General features: G+C 45.4%; 15 protein-coding genes. 7 read left to right on the forward strand and 8 right to left on the reverse strand.

Annotated elements, in window-relative coordinates; genetic code table 11:
* Positions 1-31: 31 nt before the first annotated feature.
* From DWZ67_RS07335 to DWZ67_RS07355, 5 genes are all read right to left on the reverse strand, one after another.
* Positions 32-1462: a cellulase family glycosylhydrolase gene (locus DWZ67_RS07335; RefSeq protein ID WP_120138464.1), complete on the reverse strand. Its 1431-nt coding sequence runs from the start codon at positions 1460-1462 to the stop codon at positions 32-34.
* A gap of 130 nt (positions 1463-1592) precedes the next feature.
* Positions 1593-3050: a glycan-binding surface protein gene (locus DWZ67_RS07340; protein WP_005834641.1), complete on the reverse strand. Its 1458-nt coding sequence runs from the start codon at positions 3048-3050 to the stop codon at positions 1593-1595.
* A gap of 40 nt (positions 3051-3090) precedes the next feature.
* Positions 3091-4713 (reverse strand): RagB/SusD family nutrient uptake outer membrane protein, encoded by a 1623-nt coding sequence (locus tag DWZ67_RS07345; protein ID WP_005830278.1) that lies wholly within the window; start codon positions 4711-4713, stop codon positions 3091-3093.
* Positions 4714-4756: 43 nt separating this feature from the next.
* Complete coding sequence (locus tag DWZ67_RS07350) at positions 4757-7933, reverse strand: SusC/RagA family TonB-linked outer membrane protein (protein WP_005834643.1); 3177 nt, start codon at positions 7931-7933, stop codon at positions 4757-4759.
* 119 nt (positions 7934-8052) lie between these two features.
* A complete protein-coding gene (locus DWZ67_RS07355; RefSeq protein WP_120138466.1) occupies positions 8053-12063 on the reverse strand; it encodes a hybrid sensor histidine kinase/response regulator transcription factor in 4011 nt (1336 codons plus the stop codon).
* A gap of 244 nt (positions 12064-12307) precedes the next feature.
* Here DWZ67_RS07355 and DWZ67_RS07360 point away from each other — a divergent pair, with 244 nt between their 5' ends.
* Positions 12308-14305, forward strand: a complete 1998-nt coding sequence (locus tag DWZ67_RS07360; protein ID WP_005830268.1) for a glycoside hydrolase family 2 protein — start codon at positions 12308-12310, stop codon at positions 14303-14305.
* Between the two features lie 81 nt (positions 14306-14386).
* Here the strand turns inward: DWZ67_RS07360 and DWZ67_RS07365 are convergent, their stop codons facing one another.
* Positions 14387-15487 carry a glycoside hydrolase family 43 protein gene (locus DWZ67_RS07365; protein ID WP_098031828.1) on the reverse strand — a complete coding sequence of 367 codons (1101 nt, stop codon included), beginning with the start codon at positions 15485-15487 and terminating at the stop codon, positions 14387-14389.
* Between the two features lie 138 nt (positions 15488-15625).
* Between DWZ67_RS07365 and DWZ67_RS07370 the strand changes: the two genes are divergently transcribed.
* Complete coding sequence (locus tag DWZ67_RS07370; protein WP_009037739.1) at positions 15626-17152, forward strand: MutS-related protein; 1527 nt, start codon at positions 15626-15628, stop codon at positions 17150-17152.
* 246 nt (positions 17153-17398) lie between these two features.
* Here DWZ67_RS07370 and DWZ67_RS07375 read toward each other — a convergent pair whose 3' ends face one another.
* Positions 17399-18160: a DeoR/GlpR family DNA-binding transcription regulator gene (locus DWZ67_RS07375; RefSeq protein WP_009037740.1), complete on the reverse strand. Its 762-nt coding sequence runs from the start codon at positions 18158-18160 to the stop codon at positions 17399-17401.
* A 17-nt stretch (positions 18161-18177) separates the two neighbouring features.
* On the reverse strand, positions 18178-18792 hold the full coding sequence (gene ribB, locus DWZ67_RS07380; protein ID WP_009037741.1) for a 3,4-dihydroxy-2-butanone-4-phosphate synthase: 615 nt from the start codon (positions 18790-18792) through the stop codon (positions 18178-18180).
* A 255-nt stretch (positions 18793-19047) separates the two neighbouring features.
* On the opposite strand from ribB, the gene DWZ67_RS07385 reads away from it, so the two are divergent.
* The 5 genes from DWZ67_RS07385 to DWZ67_RS07405 are packed head-to-tail and all read left to right on the forward strand — an operon-like array spanning position 19048 to position 24830.
* Positions 19048-19881, forward strand: a complete 834-nt coding sequence (locus DWZ67_RS07385; RefSeq protein ID WP_025836388.1) for a transketolase — start codon at positions 19048-19050, stop codon at positions 19879-19881.
* A 1-nt stretch (position 19882) separates the two neighbouring features.
* On the forward strand, positions 19883-20806 hold the full coding sequence (locus DWZ67_RS07390; protein WP_009037743.1) for a transketolase family protein: 924 nt from the start codon (positions 19883-19885) through the stop codon (positions 20804-20806).
* Between the two features lie 29 nt (positions 20807-20835).
* Positions 20836-22314 (forward strand): FGGY-family carbohydrate kinase, encoded by a 1479-nt coding sequence (locus DWZ67_RS07395; RefSeq protein WP_009037744.1) that lies wholly within the window; start codon positions 20836-20838, stop codon positions 22312-22314.
* Between the two features lie 38 nt (positions 22315-22352).
* On the forward strand, positions 22353-23777 hold the full coding sequence (locus tag DWZ67_RS07400) for an L-fucose/L-arabinose isomerase family protein (RefSeq protein WP_098031830.1): 1425 nt from the start codon (positions 22353-22355) through the stop codon (positions 23775-23777).
* A 36-nt stretch (positions 23778-23813) separates the two neighbouring features.
* Positions 23814-24830 carry a GRP family sugar transporter gene (locus tag DWZ67_RS07405; RefSeq protein WP_117990792.1) on the forward strand — a complete coding sequence of 339 codons (1017 nt, stop codon included), beginning with the start codon at positions 23814-23816 and terminating at the stop codon, positions 24828-24830.
* Positions 24831-24850 lie beyond the last annotated feature (20 nt).

Raw genomic sequence — 24850 nt, forward strand, 5'->3', positions numbered from 1 at the left:
TTTTATTTGATTATTGATTATGAATATTTGTTTAATTCCGTGGATATTTAACCGGAATAGCCATCATTTCTTCTAAGAAGAGAGGGTCGTCGAACTGGCAAGTCTGTCGGTTGTATTGTCCCCCCGGAGTGTCCCATAGCATTGGGCACATGCCGCGCGAGTAGATGGCTTCGGTTACGGAAACACAGAAGAGTCTTATCACTTCCTTTGTTCTGTTTCTGGAGTCGGCGCAATATTCGCCTATGATGACGGGGATTTTGTCTACGCAATTCTTCTTCAGTAGGTCCATATTGTCGTTCAGTTCCTTGAAGTCAGCTTCCGTTCCCCAGCTTTCCCGGCCTACACCCCAATCGACAACCTCGCCTCCACCCAGTATGGCAAAGTTTGCGGGAGTATAGTAATGCACTGTAAGAGCAAGTCGGTTTGCGGGATCATTCGGCATCTTGAACAAGGGGTCGTAAGCATACTCCAAGTTGGTGTTGTAGATTTCCACCAACAGATGACGTTTGGCGTTGTTGCCGCCACTGTTTCTTACTATGTCGACAAAGAGCTGGTTGAGGTCGTTCACGTATCCCAGTGCCTTTGCCTTGTCGGCTTCACTACCGCCCCACGGAGTCCAAATCTCATCGTATCCGATTTCATTCATTGGCTCGAACAGTAAGTGGTCACCGTACTTTTCGAAGCGTTCACATATCTGTTTCCAGATGGAAGTGAATTTTTCTTTTGCTTTGCTGTCGGTGGGTACTTGTTTAATCCATTCGTTTTCGTGGTGGATATTGATGATAGCCACCATGCCACAGTCGAGGGTCCAGTTTAGGATTTTCTCTACGCGGTCCATCAGGTCAGGATGCACTTTGAAGTCGTCGGACAGCAGATTGCCCCAGCTGACCGGTATGCGCAGAGATGAGTAGCCCGCTTTGGCATATCCTTCAATGATTTCTTGTGTGATAATAGGGCTTCCCCATGCTTGTTCGTAATTGAGAATGTTGCTTGGGTCTATCCAGTCGCCCACGGCATCCAGCGTGTTGCCTAGGTTGATGCCCAGTCCCATTTCGTTAATCAGTTGGTGGGTTGTGAGATTCTCGCGTACAGTGTATTTTTCCGGTTCATCGCTTTGGATATAGGCCGCCTGCTCCACGTTGATTTCTTGTATATGCTCCTTTACGCTGACGGTGATGATGGCGTTGCGCACGTCGGGCGTAGTGTTGGGTTCTACGGTTATGTTATAGATTGCCTGTACGGGAGTGCTGCTTTCCGAGGTTACTTTGCACCATGCTTCCGAACTTTGGAAAGTGGCTGGTTCATTGGGGGTGATACCGAATTTCTTGCTACCACCCGTTTGTTCAAAATGGAAAGAAGTAGGCTCTACGATGATTTTCAGCTCCTTTTTATCGTCAGAGCAAGCTGTCATCAGAAATAGAACCAGGCTGGTTAATAAGGTTTTCTTGAAGATTTGTGTCATGGTATCGGTAAAATTTCGTTTTAATAATTTCGGTGTATTTATTTTTAGACGCTGATTCAATTGAATCAGCGTCTAAGAGTTTAAAAGAAGGTGTCACTTTGTGTAATCCTGTGCCAGAATTTAATTCAAATTATTGTATCTTGACAACTCGGAAATTATCAAAATACATTTCGATGTTGTATGGACCGTTTTCGCTGGGATTTGTCATCTGGAGTGCCAACTCGTCACCGTCACGTTTTTGGAACTCGCCCCAAGTGGTTTCGTCTACCAGTTCGGAGAGCGGAATGCTGCACTGCATCCATTGGCCTACTTCGGTTTTTCCGGTGAAGTCGCTCACCGGACGATAGTTCGTGTAGTTGTGAGCCTCATTCCCTTTGAGGTAGATGCGGAATACAGGACCTTCGCCATATTCCACTGCCACGAAGCATTCGAACTGCAAAGCCAGTTCGGAAGTCGGTGTATCGGTAGGCAGGAAGGCTGTGTCAATGCCCCATACGGCACCGTTCTGCAATTGGCCCCACCAGTAATTCCATGCTGAAAGTTCCCCTGATATGCTGTAGCATTTACCATCCGAGAAGAAAGGAGCTGCTGTACCGTCGGCAGTGACGGGTACAGCTTGCCCGCCCCAGGAGAACCAACCGATGTTGTCATAGTTCAATACTATATTCTCCAAAGGATAGAAGCCCGGAACTTCGGCAGTACCGCCCATTGTGGTAATGGCGAGTGAGCAAGTGCCTTGCGGTGCACGCGGCATGGTAAAGGTAAGCATATCGTTAGCTTCGCTTACGGTAACAGTAGAGAGATCTACCGAGCGATTGCCCATTGTGATGGAGGCGATATCCATAAAATTCTGTCCCAGTACGGTAACTGTGGTACCCGTGATAGGCATCATGGAGCTTACCTTGCTGATACTTGGTGGGAGGGCTGTGCGACGGAAGGGAGTAAATGCGGATGCGGTATAGCACTCCACTACCAGACTGCCTTCATCAATCAGGCCTGCGGGAGCATTGAATGATATTTCGTCAAAGTTCTTGTTTACCGTGTAGTCCGTTACTTCTACCGAAACAGGTGCATTGGTGATGTCGTCCACGGCAGTGGTGAAATAAACGCGCTGAATTTCGTAGAAGTTACCGCCCACGATGCGCAGAGGCGTGCCCGTCTCCACGGGGAAGGTTGTGGCTACACGGGTGATGTAGGGTGCGGGCGAGAGTACATGCATGGAGTACGTGGCAATGCCGTGCGAGGTCTCGATACGCAGTTCGCCTTTCAGTTCGGGGTTGGCACCCGTCAGTTGCAATTCGCCGGGGATAGTGAGGATGAGACTGGTGGAAGTGCCGTAGTTGCTATTGAACGAAACTTCTTGTTCGTTGATGAACACTTTCCGCACATCATTCAGATTTTCGCCGATGACTACAATCATGGTGCCCGGATTTACATCGGTGAACGTACTGTCGGCCTTCTCTGGGTCGACAAGACGGATGTGGTGGATTACGGGAACACCGCCGCCCTCGTCATCGTTGCAGGCGGTGAAAAGGTTGCATGCCAACAGGATGGTGAGCAACACAAAAGGAAAATGTATATATTTCATATTAAAGTCGTTATTTGAGATAATGAATGTATAACTTGGTTTATTCACTGAATTCGTATGCTACCGGTTCTTCGTTCAGTAGCGGATTCTGGATGACATCGCTTTCCGGATAAGGCATCAGGATGTTGCCGTGGTGGATTTCGATGTTCTCGCCCGGTTCCTGCCAATTTTCTATGCCTTCGAGGAAAGTGTCGCCTTCTTTCTTGCCGAAGTGGAGGTAACCGTCTTCGTCTTTCACGATGAGGTCTACTGTGTAGCCGCGGTGTTGGTTCTGGAAGTAATTCAGCATGTAGTCGGGTTTCCAGTGATACCACGATACCATGTCATACCAGTTACAATACTCCATCGAGAACTCTACGCGGCGTTCGCGAATGATGTCTTCGAAGGTTACGCGTTCCTTGCGGGGGATACGTGCACGGTCGCGCACCTGGTTCAATGCTTCCAGGCCGGGACCACCGGCCAGTTCTTCGCTGTTGCCCAGACAAGCTTCGGCATAGGTCAGGTAAACATCGGCAAGGCGTAGGATGTAGGTGTTGAGCGGAGAGTTCATGGACTGGATATAACCGTCGTTGTCGTCGTCCGGACCGCCCGGTACACCTTTTTTAATGCAAGAGGTGGCGCCGTCGTAAGTATAACCACCGTCGGCAATGCAGATGTATGAATAGTATGTACCCGGTGTGCAAAAGGTGGCGTTGCGGCGGATAGTGTCGCCCAACTCATATTGCTGGAGCATATCTATACTTGCCTGATAGCTGCTCCATACGTTTACACCGCCGGTCATCTTGCTGTTGCCGGCGAGGTCGGCAAGCAGAGTGTTGCATACGCCCCAATCACCCAGTGGCACCCACTGCATGGCAATGAGCGATTCGGGATTGTTGTTGTGCTTATACTTGAAGAGGTCTTCATAGTTTTCGTAAAGGCTGATGCCGCTGTTGTTTATCACGTCGGCGGCCAGTTCCTTGGCTTTCTCCAGGTCGGCGTTGTCGCGTGTGCCTCCTTTCCAGCCTGAGCGGGCGAGGTAGACTTTGGCAAGCATGCCTTTTGCACCCCATGCGTTGACACGTCCTTTGGCGGTTGCCACTTCAGGAAGATTCTCGACTGCATAAGTGAGGTCACGAATAACGAGTTCCAGCACATCTTCTTCGCGGTGGAGCGGTTGCATGGGATTGGCAACCACTTTGTCGTTGTCTTCGATGATGATAACCGGTCCCCAGAGGCGAACCATGTAGAAGTAGGCACAAGCACGCATCAGGCGGGCTTCGGCAATGGCTGTGCGCTTGGCACGTTCGCTTACGCTGTTGCTACATTTGGTCTGCACATCACTGATAACTGCATTGGCCATTGTAATGACCGAGTAGAAACCTGTCCATGCATTGGCAAGGTTTTCGCTCAGGGCTGTCACCTTGAAGTTGGTGAACTCGGGAGCTCCCCAGCGACTGAAGTTATCGTTGGCACGGTTACTGCCCAGCGGCACGATGGCGCGGGAGTTGAGGTCGAACCATGCACGGTTGTAAAGCGGTGCAGTGGCTTGTTCGAGTGCATCGTCGGAAGTGTAGTATGTCACATCTACGTAGTTTCCTTCGGGAGCACGTTCCAAAAATGAGTCGCTGCATGCCGTAAGCAGAAGGAGCGATGATATAAGGGTTAGAAATCTGTGTTTCATAACTATATTGAGATTTTAAATGATAAATGATTTGTCTGGCTCATTAGAAATTGAAGTTAAGGCCAAATGTATAGATACGTTGCGAAGGATAGCGCGCATCGTCCACACCACGTAGCAATACATTGTAGTTCAAAGCGCCTATTTCGGGATCGTAGCCTTTGTAGCCTGTGATGGTACAGAGGTTCTGGATGTTGACGTAGAGGCGCAGATGGTCTATCTGCAAACGGCGCAACCATTTCTGTGGGAAGGTGTACCCCAGCGAGATGTTTTTTATGCGGAGGTAGGAAGCGTCTTCAACAAAGCGGTCGGAGATACGGTTGTTGTCGTTGGCGCTACTGGTAGTGATGCGTTGTACTTTGGCTGCATCGGCGTTGGCCACGTAAACATTGGAAAGTACCTCGTCGCCCACTTCGGGGTCGTGCATGGCGATTTGGGCAATGCCGGTAGCTTCTTTCAGCAGGTTGCTGTTACGCATGGGATCGGTGAAGGTGCGGCGAATCAGGTTGATAGCCTTGTTGCCCACCGAGCCGTTCAGGAAGATGTTGAGGTCAAATCCTTTATAAGAAAGGTAGTTGTTGAAGCCGAACGTGAATTTGGGTGCCGGATTGCCGAGGAACGTGCGGTCTTTCTCATCAATTACACCGTTGTTGTCGCGGTCTTCATAGATGTAGTCACCTACCCAGATGCCCGATTTGCCGATGGTCTGGTCTTTCGGGATGGCTACTTGGATGCGGTTGCCCGTTTCGTCGAGCAGGAAGTTGCCGTCGGCACCTTTCTTGTAGAAATCTCCTTCTTCCTTGAACATACCGATTACTTTATAGCCGTAGAACTGCCCGACCGGTTCGCCCACCATGGTGTAGGTCAGTGTTTCCGAACCGTTGATTCCCGAAATAGCGGATGATTCGGAGTAGAGCTTCGTCACTTCGTTGTGGTTGATGGAGAAGGTGAGTCCTGAGGTCCAGGTGAAATCACGTGTCTGGATGTTGTGCGTGTTCAGGGTAAATTCTACACCTTTGTTGGTCATGGCACCGGCATTGACCCACGGTGCACGAATCAGACCGCTTACGTAGGTAGGAAGAGAAGCTTGCATCAGCAGATTGTCCGTTTTCTTGTAATAAGCATCGGCGATGAACTCTATGCGGTTGTTGAAGAGGGCGAGGTCGAGTCCTACATTGAAGGAGTTTGTTTCTTCCCACTTCAGTTCACGATTAGGATAGTTGCCTGCATAGAAACCAGTACCCCAGATGGAGGCTGCCGAAGCCATGGTGACGCCGTAGGCATAGGAACCCGCCCATTGGTTACCTACTACACCCCAACCCAGGCGGAGTTTCAGTGAGTTGATGGCTTCCACATCTTTGAGGAAAGCTTCGTTGTTGACTTTCCAAGCCAATGCTACCGAAGGGAACCAACCCCAACGACTTTCTTTGGCAAACGAAGACGAACCGTCGGCACGGAGCGTAGCGGTCAGCAAGTAGCGGTCGTCGTAGTTGTAGTTCAGACGGCCGAAGTATGATTCGATGGCGGATGAACCACGGGAACTGTTGGCTTTTGCTGTTGTGGCATCACCCGCATCCAGTTCGTGTACGGAGTTGAAGAGGAAGTTGGTACGGCTGCCGCTCAGCGACTCGTACTTGTTTTCTTGCGCTTCGTGTCCCAGCATGGCAGAGAGGCCGTGTTTGCCGAAGGTATTATTATAAGTAAAGTAAGTTTTCAATGTCCAGTTGCTTCCGTTGCCGGCTCCACGGCTTGCTGACGACTGCTGCTTGAAGTGCTCGTAGTCGTAGGAGGGGGTAAACTTATAGTCGTTGCTGTAATTGAAGTTGGCGGCATATTCCGTGCGGAATACGAGTCCTTTCCACAGCTTGATGTCGGCAAAGGCGTTGACATAGACTTGTGTGTTGCGACTATAGTTTTCATTTTGGATAAGGTCGGAGAGGGGGTTGGAGAAGTAAGTTCCATACATGTTCTCCGTCTGCATGCCGAAACTGCCGTCCGGGTTGCGGGCAGGCACTTCGGGGAGCTGGTTCAGGGCATTGTAGATGGCACCCGAACCGTCTACGTTGTTGGTCTGCTGTGTACGGGCTACGGAGGCGCGCAAGCCGGTGGTGAGCCACTTGTTGATGTCGTTGTCCATGTTGACGCGGAAAGAGAAACGCTCAAAGTCCGAACCGAATACAATACCGTCTTGCTGCATGTAGCCGCCGGAGAGCGAGTATTTCATGCTCTTCGAACCTCCGGAGATGTTTATCTGATGGTTGTGCATCGGGGCAGTGCGGAAGATTTCATTCTGCCAGTCGGTACCGCGGCTGAGGAGTGAGGGGTCTTTGAACTCTTCGCGTGCACCGAAGCCGATGGTGGCGGCGCGGAGGTTCTGGTAAACTGCATATTCGGGGAGTGTCAGTGTTTCCAGTTTCTTGGGAAGCTGTTGCAAGGCATAGTAACCTTCGTAGGAGACCTTCGTTTTGCCCTCTTCGCCCTGACGGGTGGTGATGAGTACTACACCGTTGGAGGCGCGGCTACCATAGATGGCTGTGGCCGATGCATCTTTCAATACTTCCATGGAAACGATGTCTGCAGGGTTGATGGAACTGAGCACGCTGCTGTTGCTGGTGTTGTTGCCTGAGATGGCTACACCGTCGATAACGTAGAGCGGTTCGTTGCCGTTCAAGGAGTTGATACCACGGATGCTGACCGAGATACCGCCACCCGGAGTTCCGGAATTCTGGGTCACCTGCACACCGGCGGCACGTCCTTGCAAAGCTTGGTCGAGCGAGGTGACTACGGACTTTTTCAGTTCGTCACCCGTCACGCTGACTACGGAACCGGTCAGGTCACTGCGTTTCATCGTACCGTATCCCACTACTACTACTTCGTCCAGCATCTCATTGTCTTCTTGCAGCAGTATGTCGATGCGGGTGGTGCGCTCTACTTTCACCTCTTTGGTGCGGTAGCCGATGTAAGAGACTATCAATGTTTGTCCCAGATTTGCCTGGATGGTGTAACGGCCGTCGATGTCGGTAATGCCGCCCGTATTGGTTTCTTTCACTTTGACGGTGGCTCCTACAAGTGGCTCACCGCCCGATTCTGATTTAACGATACCGGATACTGTTTTGGTTTGTCCATACGTGGAAACAATACCCAAACCTAGTAACACGATAACAAGCAATTGTCTCAATTTTGTCCATTCCCATTGAGAGCATACATTTGCGTGTAACTTCATAATACTTTAATTTAAGATTTAAAAATAACTGTTATTAAAAGCTACTGCAAATATGGAAAGTTATCATAATAGCATAGGTCTATCATGTCTCAAATAACATACCTTTATGTTTCAAGTTATCATTTTAGACTGCGGATGTAATCAGATGGTGATATTCCAAATTCATTCTTGAAGTTTACAGTGAACCTTTTTGGAGAACTGAATCCCACCTCATAGGCAATTTCTGCAATTTGTTTCTGGCTTTCCTTTAGAAGTTGCTTACTGCGCTTCAAACGGATAATCCGGATGAATTCTGCCGGACCTTTACCGGTGATACACATCAGCTTTTTGTAGAGATGGCTACGACTCAACCCCAATTCTGCTCCTAACATTTCCACAGAGAAGTCGGAATCACTCATGCGCTCTTCTACTATTTTGATAGCTTTTTCAATAAATTGTTCGTCTAGTGGAGTGATTGTTATTTCATTAGGTGTCACTTCTATTTTCTGACTGAATTTACGATGGCTTTTTTCTGTCCATTCAATAAATTTCCTGATGCGCAGCTTTAGTAATTTGAAGTCAAAAGGCTTTACGATATAGTCATCGGCTCCTTGCTCAAATCCTTCACTTTTGTATTCTTCTGCCATACGGGCTGTAAGCAATATAACGGGAATGTGGGACCATTGCATGTTTGTTTTGATTTGCCGACATAGCTCTGTTCCATTCATCACTGGCATCATGATGTCGCTTATTACAATATTGACACTGTTTTTTTCTAATATCTTCAATGCCTCTGCTCCATTGTAGGCAACCTGTATGGCGTATTCATCGGACAGGTATTCAGACATGAAACTACAGAAATCCTTGTTGTCGTCCACCAACAAGATGGTATACCGCAATTCTTCCGCATTTGGAACGGGAAGCTCATTCGGAGCTTTGTCATTGTTTAGCAGTTCCGGAAGTAATTCCTCCTTTTCACTGGCATATGTGACGATAGGCAATTTAACGGTAAATACGGAACCTTTAGGAAAATTGTCTGTAACGGAGATTGTTCCTTTGTGTAGATGTACATACTCGTTTGCAATATGCAGGCCGATTCCACTGCCGGTTTTTTCCGAAGTTTGTTGCACTTGATAAAAACGTTCGAAGATATGTTTCTTGTCTTTGTCTATGATACCTTGTCCGTTGTCTGCCACACAGATACATACATTGTCATCTTCGCGATAAAGATGTACATTGATTTCTCCTTTATCAGGAGTGTATTTGAAGGCATTGGACAACAAGTTGTTCATTACTTTTTTTATTTTAACCGGATCGAAGGACATGTTCAGGTTTTCTACTTCGCACATGAAACAGAAGTTGATGGTATGGTCAAGAGCATACTCTTGAAAAGTACTGCAAATCTCGCGGATAAAGTTGACAATATCTCCCGATTTGTAATGGGCTGTCTCGGCTCCTACATCCAGTTTCCGGAAATCAAGCAGAGAATTTATTGATGTAAGTAATAGCTGTGCATTTTTATTGATTGTATTTAGTTTTTTGCGTATTCCGTCATCCAGGGTTTCTGATAATAACATTTGTAACGGGCTAATGATAAGCGTCAGTGGTGTACGTAAGTCATGACTTATATTTGTAAAGAACTTTAGCTTCATCTCATTCAGGAGCAACTTTTGTTCTTGCTCCAGTTTTGCTCGTTGTTGCTCCAGTCTTATGTAGTGATGCTTTTTGAATCGGTATATTACATAGGATATCATACCAATGGCAAACAATATGTATAAGATGATAGCAACATTACTTAAATATATTGGAGATGAAACGGTTATATTCAACTCACTAGCTTCGTCATTCCATATACCGTCACTGTTACAAGCTTTAATCAATAGTTTGTAATTGCCAGGAGGAAGGGTGGTGAAAGCCACTTTGTTTTCGTTTGTATAGTACCATTGGGTATTTAATCCTTTCAGTTTATAGGTATATCTTATTTTATCAGCATTCAGCAAATCGCCTGCGGCAAATTCGATGGAGATTAAATAATCGTCATATCTGACAGACAATGATGGGGCTCTGCCAAGTACAGTTGTTAATAGTTTGCGCCCTTCATATATTGAGTCTACTTCTATATGTTGATTGCCAATGGTCAGATTTGTAAAATACACCTTTGCCAGCGGTCGGCTCTTTTCGGTCAGCTTGTTCGGATTTATAGATGTATAGCCACTGGTGCCTCCCAGCAGTAAATCTCCGCTGGACAATTTACAAGCGGAATGGGAGTTGAAATGATTTTCTGGCAATCCGTCTCTGGTAGAAAGATTCTTGAAAGAAAAGTCTAGTCCTTCCTGGGTGTCCGGGGTTACTTCCAATATAGACAATCCATTACTTGTTGCAAGCCACATGTTACCATGATTGTCTTGGGTTATACTGTTAATGAGATTGTCACACAATCCGTTGTTTACGTCGAACCAGTGTAGTGAATCATTTTTTAAGTCCCAGGCAGTCAATCCTTGTTTATGGGCTAACCACAATATATCTCTGTCGTCCTTGAATACAGTGGAAATGAAGAGTTGCTTGAATGGCTGTGTCTCTTTTCGATTGGCATAAATCATTTCGGGTTTTCTCGTCACGATGTCCATTACACAGAGTCCGTATGTAGTCCCGATATACATTTTGTCTCCATAGTCATAACAGATATTGAGTACATTGATATTATTCCCATCAGGCAGCAGATAACTTGTCGCAGTATTTGCGTCCGGATTAAAACAAACCAAAGTTCCCAGTACATAACCTATCCATAAGTTTCCATATCGGTCTTCCTTCATACTCCATACGCCACTGTATGGCAGTTGGCTGTTCTCTGGAGTAAAATGGCGAATACTGTTGTTCTCATAGCAGAACAATCCGTCTTGATAACTTCCTGCCCAAATCCGTCCTTTATGGTCTTCGAGAAGACTGATGATGGCTATGTCGGGGATGGATAGTTTGCGAATGGCAAATCCTTTTTGCTTTTCTTTTACATAAAGTCCGTTCCCGTCTGTTCCCAGCCAAATGTTTCCGGCCTTATCCTCTAAAATGGAGGCTATATCACCGCATTCTTTATGCTGGGTATCAATAAATTCATGGAAGCTTTCGTGATAATAAGAAACTCCTTTTTTGAAATTTCCTAACCAAATGACGCCTGAATCATCACGGTAGATTGTATTTATTCTGTTGGAAGCAAGGGATGTGGAAGACATAGGGGTATTCAGGAGGTTGACAAGGTTATCATTTACGTAGTCATAAATGAATACTCCTTTATGGTCCGTTCCTATCCAGACATGTCCGTTCGAGTCATCCAGTATGCTCCTTACCGCATTACTTTTTGTCTCTATTTTAGAATGGAGCTTGATTTGGTTCCATTCCGATTTTATGTTTTTCTTATAGAATATTTGTTCATCGGTATATGAATATAGCCAGATGCCTCCATGATAATCAGTGTATATGTGCTTTTCGATAATAGAGTTGGAGGGTAAGCTGATGTTATCTACCCGTTTACATTTCTTTGCGTTGTTCTCTAGTTTCAATAAGGTCGAATTCCAAAGAAGATATAGGTTTTCACCATCATCGCTGATACTCAGTTCCGGAGTTTCTTCTGGAAAGTTTTCTATTTTGAATGTTTTAAGGGTTTTATGAGAAAAATTGAAGTAAAAAGCATTTTGGCCTTGCAGTACCCATAAATTGTGTCTTTTGTCAACATGTACTTTGTAGGTACCATTTATCTGGATGCCTATTTTAAGGAGGTATGAGGGAATATCGGTAATGAAGTTGTCTTTGTCTCGGTCGTATATACAATATCTTGCCTCGCTTCCAATCCACAAATTGCCCAAACCGTCTTCCTGTAAGTTCCAGATGTCGTTAGACAATAAAGAATGGATGTCTTTTTCTTTGGGTTGATACACTTTAAAGCTATATCCGTCGTATCGGTTCAATCCATTGGCGGTCCCTATCCATAAAAAGCCTTCACAGTCTTTCAATATGGTTTTTACGTTATTGTTTGAAAGCCCGTTTTCTACTTTCAGATGGCGAAATACATACGGAGTTTGTCCTGCTAACGGCAGATAAGCCAGTAACAGAATAATGAGGGGGAACACTAATTTGTGTAAATAGTTTGTAAAAGACATACTATATAATCTGAAATTGAATTCTCAAAGATAGCAATATCTTATTTAAATAAACGTAAATATGTTGCATTAATAGGTCTGTAATGTTGCATCGCGGTCGTATAAGTCTTAAACATGCCATCCGTTTGTTGTCTTGCGTGTCTTGAAGTGTTTTTCTCATTTATTATTCAACATTTATTTCATACCTTTGCAGGGAAGGACTGGTTCCTGCCAATATGATTAACCTTCTAATACTTTATCGAAAATGAACAGATTCATCATTTTATTTTTATTCTCTTTGGGAATATTGTCAACATGTGTATTTGCCGTAGAGGTGATTCCACTGAATGAAGGATGGAATTTCCACCGGGGTTTTCAGGCACCTGCTTCGGAAATAGTGAAGGTTACTTTGCCTCACACTTGGAATGCGGGCGATGGCATGTTTGGCAATGCCGATTATTATAGGGGATTATGCAATTACAGTCGTAAGTTGTCTGTTCCTGCCCATTATCGGGGCAAACGTTTTTTCTTGAAAGTGATGGCTGCACAGACGGTTGCCGACATTTTTATCGACCATCATTTTGTGATGCAACATAAGGGTGGTTATACGGCATTTGTGGCAGAATTGACTGATTTCCTGGTCCCGGGAACAGAAAGTGTATTGGAAATTCGTGTCAGCAATGCTCAGACTATGGATGTCGCTCCCATTTGCGGCGACTTCAATATGTTTGGTGGGTTGTATCGGGGGGTGGAACTGCTGGTGACGGAGGATGTCTGCATAGAACCTGCTTATTATGCCTCTTCAGGTGTATTCTTCACTCAGTCCGATGTATCGGAGAAAAAGGCCCATTTGAAAATTGAAGCACTGCTTTCGGCAAGGGAAACTACTGTGACCGGTTGCGAGGTGGAGTTTCGACTATATGACAAGGAAAAGTTGCTTTGCCGTGTTGCCAGTGCAGAGGTGGGTGAGGATAAAAAGGTGATGATGGACATAGTGCTTGAAAGGCCTCATTTGTGGGATGGAGTGAAGAATCCCTATTTATATAAAGGAGTGGTGATATTGCGTAAGGATGGAAAAGAGATAGACCGCCGCGAAGAAGAGATAGGTTTCCGCTACTTTCATGCCGATGCGGAGAAAGGTTTCTTCCTGAATGGAAAGCCTTATCGCTTGAATGGCGTGAACCGGCATCAGGATAGGGCAGAACGCGCTTCGGCATTTTATCCGCAAGACCATGATGAAGATTTGGACTTGATGCAGGAAATGGGATGCAATGCCGTGCGTCTTTGTCACTATCCGCAAGCCAAATACATGCATCAACAGATGGACAAGCGGGGACTGGTGGCATGGGCTGAGATTCCTTTTGTCAATGTTTATGTGAATAATCCTGCTTATGATGAAAACTTGCGCCTGCAATTGAAGGAACTGATTTTACAGAACTACAATCACCCCTGCATTTTGTTCTGGGGGCTGTTCAATGAGATAAATTCCGGTTGGCTGGACCGTCCTTCGCGTATGGCGGCAGAGCTTCATGCTTTGGCCCGTCAGTTGGACCCGAGCCGTCCCACTATGGGAGCCAGTAATCAGGATGACGACTTCAACGGATTCACCGACCTGATTGCTTTCAACAAGTATTTCGGCTGGTATGGCGACAACATGGATGACATGGGGCGCTGGATAGACCGCGAGCATGCAGCACATCCGGAGCGGAAGATGGGCATCAGCGAGTATGGTGCCGGGGCATGCGTATTCCAGCAGGAGGACTCGCTGAGGCATCCGGAACCGTGGGGGCAATGGCATCCCGAAAACTGGCAGACTTATTATCATGTGGAGAATTGGAAACAGCTTCAGGAACGCGAATTCTTGTGGTGCAACTTCATCTGGTGCATGTTCGACTTTTCGGCGGCAGGCCGTAGGGAGGGATCCATTATGGGACGCAACGATAAGGGGCTGGTGACTTACGACCGGAAAATAAAGAAAGATGCCTTTTACTTTTATAAGGCAAACTGGAATCAAGAAGATAAGTTTGTATATATCGCAGGAAAACGATTGGTAAACAGAACCCGCAAAACCGTTGATGTGCAAGTATTCAGCAATAGCGGAGCTGCCAAATTGTATATCAATGGCAAAGCATATGGGACTGCAAAACCTGATTCCGTAAATGTACTGGAATGGAAAGGCATTGTATTGGATACCGGTGAAAATAGAATTGAAGTCAGGAACAAATATGGAGCGGATTGTTGTGTATGGATATGTCCTTTTTAATTTTCATCAGGCGCGGAATGTATAGGAGAGCCACGGGGAATAATGAACCGTGAAATGCTGTACAGTCTGCGCCTGATAGCTTTAATATGTGATTTTCTGTAAATCCGTATTCGGTCCGTGGACTACCAGTTTCCCGTCTGGTTGGATGTCTATGAGGTCGATGAATACCATTCGTTCGTCACCGGTGGTTTCGGTGCGTCCATGGTAGACACAGTAGAGCCGATTGTGAATGTCGATGAGCATACAATGCCCGGTTCCGGTCACGATGCCGCCTTGCTCTGTGTTCTTTTGCAGCACCGGATTGTTGGCAGCTTTTGTGAATGGTCCTAAGGGGTTCTGGGAGGTAGCATAACCCACCGCATAATTTTTCCCTCCGAAAAAGTTTGCAGAGTACAGCATATAGTAAAGATTTTTGTGCTTCACGATATACGAACCTTCTGTCCAGCGTCTGTTGACTTCATGTGAAGTCACCGAGCGGTTCTCCCATTCCGCTTGAGGGTCGTCCATTGTCTGGGGCGGGCAAAGCAGTGCTACCGGTTCTCCGATGATACCGGAGAAATCTGGTTTCAGTTCCACGCCGTAAATCCAACTTTCCTCAATCTCGTCAAACCAGCCCTTTTCTTTAGCCCATGCTGAAACTTCGCTTTCAACGGCATGTTTGTAGCAGCAGCGGGAGTAGTAGAGGTAGGTCTTTCCGGAAGCATCGTCAAAGAGTATGTTTGCGTCGATGATAGGATAGCCGGGGTCGAATACCGGTTGGTTGAACAGGTCTTTGAAAGGGCCGGTAGGCTTATCGGCTACGGCTACACCGATACGGAAGTTCTCTTGCTCCTTAGTGGGATTTTCCTTCCAGTTGGCGCTGAACCATAGGTAGTATTTGCCGTCCCGTTCATACACTTCGGGTGCCCAGAAACAGTCGGTGGCCCATGAGTCGGAGGTGCCGCCTTGATAGATGGGACCCTCGTCTGTCCATGTCACCAGGTCATCGGAGGAGTATACTTTAAAACCGTTCGATACTCCGCCCGTTCCGTACATATAGTATTTGCCGTCGGAAGCTTTCAGTAGGAACGGGTCTCCGAAGGCCATGGGCAGGGGATTCTGATATGCTACTTTCTTGTTTCCGCATGATGTTGACAGTAAGGCCAGTAAAAACAGTGTCAATGTGAAAAAAGTGTGTTTCATCTTGTTATAATTTTAATGGTGAAGTAATGAAAAGTGTTTGTATCCGCAAAGTAAACATAATATAGGGAAAGCAGCAAGGAAATTAGATAGAATGCAATCTTTTCATTATTTTTGTGCATCATTCCAAATAATTCTTTGATGGAACAGTCATTTTCGGATATATCGCTATACCACGAGTACCGGTCGGCGAGGGAGACAGAACATTTGGTGTCGCAGAAAACCTGGGATGACCTCAATCTGGATGATTTTTTCGAATGGGCTGACCGTACCTCTTCTTGTGTGGGCCGACAGTACCTCTACGACGTGTTGCATTACAACCGTCTTTCGGAGATTTCGGAACAAGAGGAAGTGATTCGTAAGCTTTCTGCTGACAAGGAGTTGCGTGCAGAAATCCGGTCGGAGTTGCGGAAACTGGATACGCCGGATGCTTATACCATTGCATCGCTATTCTCCATTTCCCATCCCGTGTATTCCCGCCGCTTTTACCGTTTGCTGACTATCTTGCAATTCGCGCCTTTTGTTTTGTTGGGAATAGTTTACATTACGTCTTCGCTTTATGTTTTGGGGATTTTGTGCACATCGGTATTGGTGAACATGGTACTGCACTATCGCAGCAAGGCGCGGATTCAGGGCTATTTCTTTTCCATTCCTCAGTTATGGCAGTTGCTCAGGCAAGCGGAGAAGTTGGCACAGATTCCGTTGTGTGCATCCGTGCATCGGGATATCCAAAAGACTTTGCAGGCATTGCATCCGTTGCGAAAGAAACTTTCCACTTTCCGTTTCAGTATCAGACTGGAGAGCGACATCGCCATTTTCGCTTATTTCTTCACCGAGATAGTGAATGTGTTTTTTCTGCGGGAAGTTATTCCGGTTTCCAAGGCTTTCTTTCTATTGCAGGGTAGACAGGAACAGATTGAAGAGGTTTTCCGCTATTTCGGATTGGTGGATGTGCTTTGCTCTGTTTCCGAACTCCGGAATGGGCTGCCTTATTATGTTTTACCGGAAGCTTGCAGCGAGGGTGAAACGTTTCATGCAGAAGGGCTTTATCATCCGCTTATAGAACGTTGTATCCCTAATGACATTACACTCTGTGGCAAATCTGTCCTTGTTACCGGCTCCAATATGTCCGGTAAGACAACTTTTATCCGTGCCATCGGACTTAACCTGCTTTCCGCACAAGTGCTCCATACTTGTTTTGCTCGCAGTTTCCGTTTTCCTATGGATACTGCGTTATATTCTGCTATCCATCTGGAGGATAGTCTGATGGAGGGAAAAAGTTTCTTTCTGCAGGAGGTGCAAATTGTTCGAGAGATGCTGGAAGCCGGAAAGGAGTGTTGGCGGTTTTTCCTGCTGGACGAGTTGTTCAAGGGGACGAATACGGTGGAACGGATAGCTATAGCCAAAGCTGTGCTGTCTGCTTTGGCGCACAAGAACAGTATTGTGTTTGCTTCCACTCACGATGTCGAACTGGCTTCCTTACTTGAGGACGAATATGAATTGTTTCATTTTTGTGAGTGTGTTGCCGACAATACATTGTCTTTTGATTATAAGTTGAAGCCGGGACCGGTGACGGAACGTAATGCCATCCGGATTATCGAGATGTGCGGCTATCCGCAGGAAGTGGTCAGGGAAGCATATCGGCTTTCAGAGGAGGATGTCCTATAATTTTATTGCTTGTTTTTACGGGGTGGGTGGTTTGCTATACCTCCTTCCTGATACCTTCTGAGAGGGGGTGCAATGACTCAAGGACTGAATGGCATTCAGTCCCTGAGTGAAAGGCTTTCAGTCCCTGACTGAATCCGGTTCGTTCAGTGAGTGAGATGAAAAGGCATGGGAATGCAGGCAGATTGTACTTATATTTGTAATATAATATAAATGGGTACGAGGGCCGGGTCTCTTTTTCCCTTTCAATTATCCAATCAGGAGATTTATGTTTTTCCCCTTCATTTTCTCAATATTCTCTTTCGAGATATGATTGTCTGTGATGAAGGAGTTCACCATAGTTATCGACCCTAAACTTGCGAATGCGCTTATCCCGATTTTGGAAGAATCGGCTACCAGGATGACTTCTTCGGCAGCCTTTATCATGGCCGATTTTACCATCAGGTCGCTGAGGCTTGGATAAGTCAGGCTCATGTCCGGAGATATTCCTGCTGTGGCGAGGAATAATTTGTTGGCATGGAAACCTTTGAGTGAGTCGGCTGCCATCTTTCCGGTCAGTGAAAGGGTAGGCGCTTTGAACTCTCCTCCCGTCACGATGAGGGTGATACCGGGATTTTCGCCCAATATCAACGCTATGTTCAGTGCATTGGTGATGACAGTGAGCTCTTTGTATTGCGTAAGTAGTTTGGCTATTTCTGTAGTGGTGGAACCTGAATCGAGAATGATGCATTCGCCTTCGCGGATAAACGATACCGCTTTTCGGGCTATTTCTCTTTTTTCTTCAATATGGTTTTGGTTGAAGACCTTTCCGGTTTTTGCAAATGAGCCTACGTCTTTTAGGAAAGCTCCACCATGTTCTCTTTGGATATACCCTAATTTTTCAAGGGCTTCCAAGTCTTGTCTGATTGTAACATCCGTAACATTGAAAATCCTGCTTAATTCTTGAACTTTTGCATGTCCGTCTTCGCGGATTAGGTCCAAAATCTTGACTCTTCTTTGGTTTAGTGCCATATCTACTTTATATATTGTTATATCTTGTTGTTCCTGCGATACTCTTGGATATCTTTGATAGCTATAATTTTCAGCTGGAACTTTTCTGCTATTTCAAGTAATTGAGGCAAACGAGCCATTGTTCCATCCTGGTTCAGTATCTCAATGAGGGCGCCACCGGGTGTCAATCCTGCCATTCTTGTCAGGTCTAGCAAGGCTTCTGTATGTCCGTCGCGTCCTAATACTCCATTCTCATGTCCGTAGAGAGGAAAAATATGTCCGGGACGTGCCAATTCCGATGGTTTTATATTGCCAGTAACCAAAGCGCGTATGGTAGCAGAACGGTCATAGGCAGAAACCCCCGTTGTACAGCCGTAGCCCTTCAGGTCGACAGACATGGTGAACGGAGTGCCCAAAAGAGAAGTGTTGTCTTCCGACATCGGGTATAGTTGAAGCTCTTCACAACGGGAACGAGGTAATGGTACACAAAGAAGCCCTCTTCCATGTGTAATCATGAAATTGACAATATCAGGGGTGATTTTTTCGCCGGATACGATAAAATCCCCTTCATTTTCTCTATTTTCATCGTCGACAACTATCACTATTTTTCCTTGCCGAACCGCTTTGATTCCTTCGTCTATAGTATTGAGCATTGTGTAATCATTTAATTTTTTCGCAAAGGTAGTCAAAAAAAGTCAAATGAAAGTTCGTTTTTACTGTTTTTCTTCTTTTTTATTCTAATAATTATCTTTTATTTTATCGTTTGCTTTTGTTTTATATTTTATTTATTTGCTTTTCCCTTCTTATTAGCCATAAAATATGTTAATATGGAATGAAAATCTTTCGTTTTCTTTCGATTTATGCTTTTCTTTTGTTTCCTTTGCAAAGGAAACGAAAGTGTATAAGCTATGAAAACAAAAGAATTAATTCTTCAATCAGAAAGAAATCGAAAAAGATTAATTGAAATTATCTATAAAGCAAAAGCCGGACATATCGGTGGAGACTTGTCTTGCCTCAATGTTCTTACTGCTCTTTACTTTGATGTGATGAATGTAGATGCAGGTAACCCTAAGGATAATTTGCGGGATCGTTTCATTTTGAGTAAGGGACATTGTGTGGAGGCTTTGTATGTGACGCTGGAATCCAGAGGGTTCATGGCTGAAGGCATTTTGGACACCTTGGGGCAATATGGTTCCATTCTTTCGGGGCACCCCACTATCGGAGTTCCGGGTATTGAAGTGAATACTGGAGCCTTGGGACATGGCTTGTCTGTCGGGGTGGGTATAGCCATGGCAGCTAAAATGGATAAGAGGAATTATAAAACCTATGTGCTGATGGGAGACGGTGAGCAGGGTGAAGGTTCCATATACGAGGCTGCAATGGCTGCCCGGCAGTACAAGCTGGATAATCTGGTAGCTGTAATAGATCGTAATCATTTGCAGATTAGTGGAGATACCGAAGATGTGATGGGGATTGATGATATCCGTGACCGTTGGACGGCATTTGGTTGGGAGGTAAAGGATATGAATGGTGACGATATGGAAGACATTATCCGGACTTTCCGTTCCATTGATTATGCAAATCACCATCCTCATTTGCTGGTGGCCCATACAACAAAAGGCAAGGGAGTGTCTTTTATGGAGGGAGTGGCCAAATGGCATCATGGGGTTCCGAACAACGAGCAGTATGAACTGGCCATTCGGGAAATTTCAGAAAGGATAAAAAATTTAGAATATAATTGATATGATAGCTTGCAGAAAAAGTTTCACCGACACTTTGTTGTCATTGGCCCGGATGGACAAAGATATCATTGCTGTGACAACGGATGCACGTGGTTCGGTGACGTTAAATGATTTTGCCAAAGAATTGCCACAGCAATTCGTGGAGTGTGGTATTGCGGAGCAGGATGCTGTGGGTATTTCAGCCGGGTTGGCCCATAGCGGAAAGAAAGTGTTTGTGTGTGGCCCGGCATGTTTTTATGTGGCTCGCAGTCTGGAACAGGTAAAGGTTGACTTGGCTTATAGCCAGAACAATGTAAAGATATTGGGAGTAAGTGGAGGAGTAGCTTACGGAGCTTTGGGGGCTACCCATCATAGCTTGCATGATATTGCCGTGTTACGTACTTTCCCCGGTATGAATATTGTGTTGCCTTGTGATGCCCGACAGACAAAAAAACTGGTTGAGTTTTTGATTGACTATCCTGAACCGGTTTATGTTCGTGTAGGACGTGCAGCAGTTCCTGATGTCTATGAGAACGATGATTTTGATTTTGCCATAGGTAAGGCAAATAGGTTATTGGACGGGACCGACTTGACAATCATTGGAACCGGTGAAACCGTATACCATGCACATCAAGCGGCTTTGGAGTTGCGTAAATATGGTATTTCAGTCCGGGTACTGGATATGTCCTTTATTAAACCTTGTGATGAGGAGGCTGTTTTGAAAGCTGCTTCTGAAACCGGTCGTATTATCACGGTTGAGGAGCATAGTCAGTATGGAGGCCTCGGAGCAATGGTAACTGAAATCATTTCCGAAAATCCCGTACCTGTGAAAATTTTGGGGATTCCTGACGAGAATGTGGTGCATGGGAGTTCTTCCGAAATCTTTGCCCATTATGGGTTGGATGCACCTGGTATCGTGAAAACTGCCCTTGACTTCCTTAAGTAAGAAATAATCAGCCTTTAATAATACCTAAAATGAAAAACTTGATAATTGCAATAGACCAAAGCACCTCGGCCACCAAGGCTATGCTGTTCAATGAGAGGTGTGAAATGCTGAAGCGTGTCAATGTCACTCACGAACAATATTATCCCCGAACTGGATGGGTGGAACATGATGTTGAAGAAATTTATCGGAATGTGCTGAAAAGCATTGCTGAGTTGATTGAAGAGGAAACGGCAGACAATATGTATTCGTTGGCTATCACTAATCAACGCGAGACAGTGGTTGTATGGAATAAACATACGGGTAAACCGCTATACAATGCTGTGGTATGGCAATGTATGCGTGGTGCTGATATCTGTAATGACTTGAAAAATAGAGGATACAGTGAGTTTGTACAAGCAAGAAGTGGCTTGTTGTTAGACCCCTATTTCTCGGCTAGTGGTGTGAAGTGGATACTTGACAATGTGGAGGGAGCCCGTCAGGCTGCTGATAATGGAGACTTATTGATGGGAACCATTGACACGTGGCTGATTTGGAAGTTAACCGATGGTAAACGCCATGTGACAGATTATACGAATGCTTCCAGGACCCTTTTATTGAATATTCATACAATGCAATGGGATAATGACTTGTTGGAATTGTTCACTATACCCAAAATCATGATGCCGGAATTGTTGCCTTGTGATGCTGTTTTTGGAAAAACTACGGTAGGTGGGCTGTTCAAGAGCCCTATTGCCATTGCCGGTGTATTGGGCGATTCGCATGGGGCACTGACTGGGCAGATGTGTTTTGAAGAGGGATTAGGTAAGGTCACTTATGGTACCGGTTCATCAGTAATGGTGAATATTGGCGAAAAGGTTGCTACAGCTCCTCGGGGATTGGTCACTTCCATAGGTTTTGCCGCACTTGGAAAAGTGTTCTATGCTTTTGAGGGGAATATTCATTGTACTGGCGGTACTATCAAGTGGTTGGAACAGAGATTGCAGATGATCGGTTCGCCCGATGAAGCAGAAGAACTGGCTGTTACTGTGGAAGACAATGGAGGGGTGTATGTTGTACCGGCTTTTGCCGGACTGGGTGCTCCTTGGTGGCAAGGGGATATAAAGGCGGCCATTTTAGGGATGACTTTAGGTACCGGGAAGCCACATGTTCTTAGGGCGGCGCTTGAATCCATAGCTTATCAAGTTAATGATTTAGTCAAAGCGATGACCACTCAGGCAGGTATAAAACTGAAAGAAATCAGGGTTGACGGAGGACCTACAAAAAATAAATTTTTAATGCAGTTCCAGGCTGACTGTTTACGTGTACCGATCAATTGTTCGGATGTTGAGGAGGCCTCGGCTTTGGGAGCTGTTGTGATGAATGGAATGGCCCGCAAGATATGGACGAGCTTTGAACAAGTGGCCGTATTACGCCGGAGCCGCTACCGAATAGAACCGCAGGGCAACTTACCACTGATGGAGAAATGGTGTGAAGGCTGGCTGAAAGCAGTAAATCAATTAATCGGATAAATATTTTCTAAGTATAATTTTAACACCAACTATTTACGATGAAAAACAAGGAAAGAATGTGCTTCGGTATAATTATCGGCACTCGTGCTTATTTTAATTCTGAATTGGCCAAAGATGTTCGCAAACAGCTGTTGAGAACACTTGCAGACGAAGGCTATGACTATGTAATTTTACCTGAAGATGCTACTCCTACTGGCAGTAGCAGTATTGAAACCCGTGAAGACGGATTGAAATGTGCCGAACTGTTCCGTCAAAATCGTGACCGTATTGACGGCATTATAGTATCTCTACCCAACTTTGGCTTTGAGATTGGAATAATCAATGCTATCAGTGTGGCTGATTTGAATGTTCCCATTTTGGTACAAGCCTGTGACGACGAGAATGACAAGGTGGACTTGGACAGCCGCCGTGATGCTTTCTGTGGTAAAATTTCTGTTTGCAATAATTTGTATCAATATGGTATTCCTTTTACAGATACCACGCTGCATACCTATTCTATATACTCTGAACTATTGGCTAAGGATATTAATAAGTTCGCCGGTATCTGTCGTGTGGTCAATGGTTTGCGCCATGCACGTGTCGGTGCTATCGGTGCCCGTCCAGCCGGTTTTCAGACGGTACGTGCCAGTGAAAAACTGTTGCAGAAGAGTGGTATTACAGTCGTTCCTGTCGATCTTTCTGAAATACTCGGTGCTGCCCGTAAGATTGAGGATACAGATGTGGAACTGCTGAAGAAACTTGAAGAGATTAAGTGCTACGCAGTAGTTCCTAAAGAATACAATGACAAGCTAGTGCTTCAGGCAAAGTTTGGCGTGGCTGTAGAACGGTGGATTGAAGCCAATCAGATTGATGCTGTGGCTGTGCAGTGCTGGGACTCTTTGGAACAGAACTATGGTTGTGCAGCTTGTGTGACAATGAGTATGCTGGGTGAAAAACTACTACCTGCCGCTTGTGAGGTTGATATTGCCGGTGCTGTATCCATGTATGCTTTGACATTGGCAGCGCAAGGTCAATCGGCATTACTTGACTGGAACAATAATTTTGCGGAAGACCGGAATAAATGTGTGTGTACTCATTGCGGTAATTTCCCGAAATCGTTTGTCAGAAATGACTTAAAGCTTGGTACACTTGGCGTTCTGGGACGTACGCTAGGTAAGGTCAATACATTCGGTGCTGTATATGGCAAAGTGACTAAAGGTGATTTCACATTCTTCCGTATTTCCACTGATGATACTAAAGGCGTTATCAAGGCTTATTTGGGTACTGGTGAAATCACGGATGATCCGTATGGAATGGATGGATGTATAGCTGTTACCAAAGTGGATAACTTACAGATTTTGATGAAACATATTTGCAAGAATGGTTTTGAACATCATGTGGCTATGGTTCGTAATGATGTAAAGGATATTCTGAATGAGGCCATCGAGGGTTATTTGGGGTGGAATCTGTATGTGCATGAATAAATAGGTAAACACACGGTAAACAACAGAAAATAAATTATGATACTTGTTGACAACTATATTGGGGCCATTCTGTGTTGTGTCTATTGTTGCCTCTGTTGGGGCTCTTGGGCGAATACGCAGAAGATGGTGACATCGAAAAGCTGGAGTTTTGAGCTTTTCTACTGGGATTTGACTTTCGGTTTATTTTTCACAGCTCTGTTAGGTGCCCTGACATTGGGTAACTTGGGAAGTGAAGGTCGTACTTTCTTTGAGGATTTGGCAGTAATGGACTGGAATAGTATGAAGTATGCGCTCCTGGGCGGTATTGTATGGAATTTCGGTAATATCTTTCTGACAGCAGCCATTGCTGTAGCTGGGATGTCGGTAGGTTTTCCCATTGGTGGGGGCTTAGCTTGGATAGGCGGTATAATTTTTAATTATCTACTGATATCTTTAGCTGGCGAAGTATACCCTGGAAACCAGACATTGCTTTGGATAGGAGTAGCTGTTATTGTGATAGCCATCTGCATTTGTGGCAAGGCTTATGGAAAGATGTCGGCAAGTCAGGCGTCTACTCCTAAAAAAGGTATCTTATTGGCTATTGTAGCGGGGTTGGCCATTATGTTCTTCTATGGCTTGGTTGTAAAATCACTAAATCCTCAGTATGTAACGGGTGGTACGGGAACACTGACTCCCTATACCGGTGTATTTTGTTTTGCTGCCGGTGTCCTTATCACGACTCCTGTCTTTAATACGTTTGCTATGAGTCATCCGGCTCAGGGAAACAAGGTGACAATGAAGGATTATCTGAAAGGTGACACCCGTACACATCTGATTGGTATGTTGGGAGGTTTTATTTGGATGAGTGGTATGGTAGTCAGCTTTATGGGAGCTGGTTCTGCCAATCCGGCTATAGCCTATGCATTGAGCAATGCCGCACCGGTGGTAGCCATGATTTGGGGATTCTTTGTATGGAAGGAGTTCAAAGGCGCTCCAAAGGGGACTGTACCTATGATTGCAACCATGTTTGTGCTCTTTGTTGTGGGGCTGGTACTGATTACTCTTTCAAACTGATATTTTAAATTCATTGTTAA

The sequence above is a fragment of the Bacteroides sp. AF34-31BH genome (genome assembly GCF_003602795.1).
GTDB lineage: Bacteria > Bacteroidota > Bacteroidia > Bacteroidales > Bacteroidaceae > Bacteroides > Bacteroides uniformis.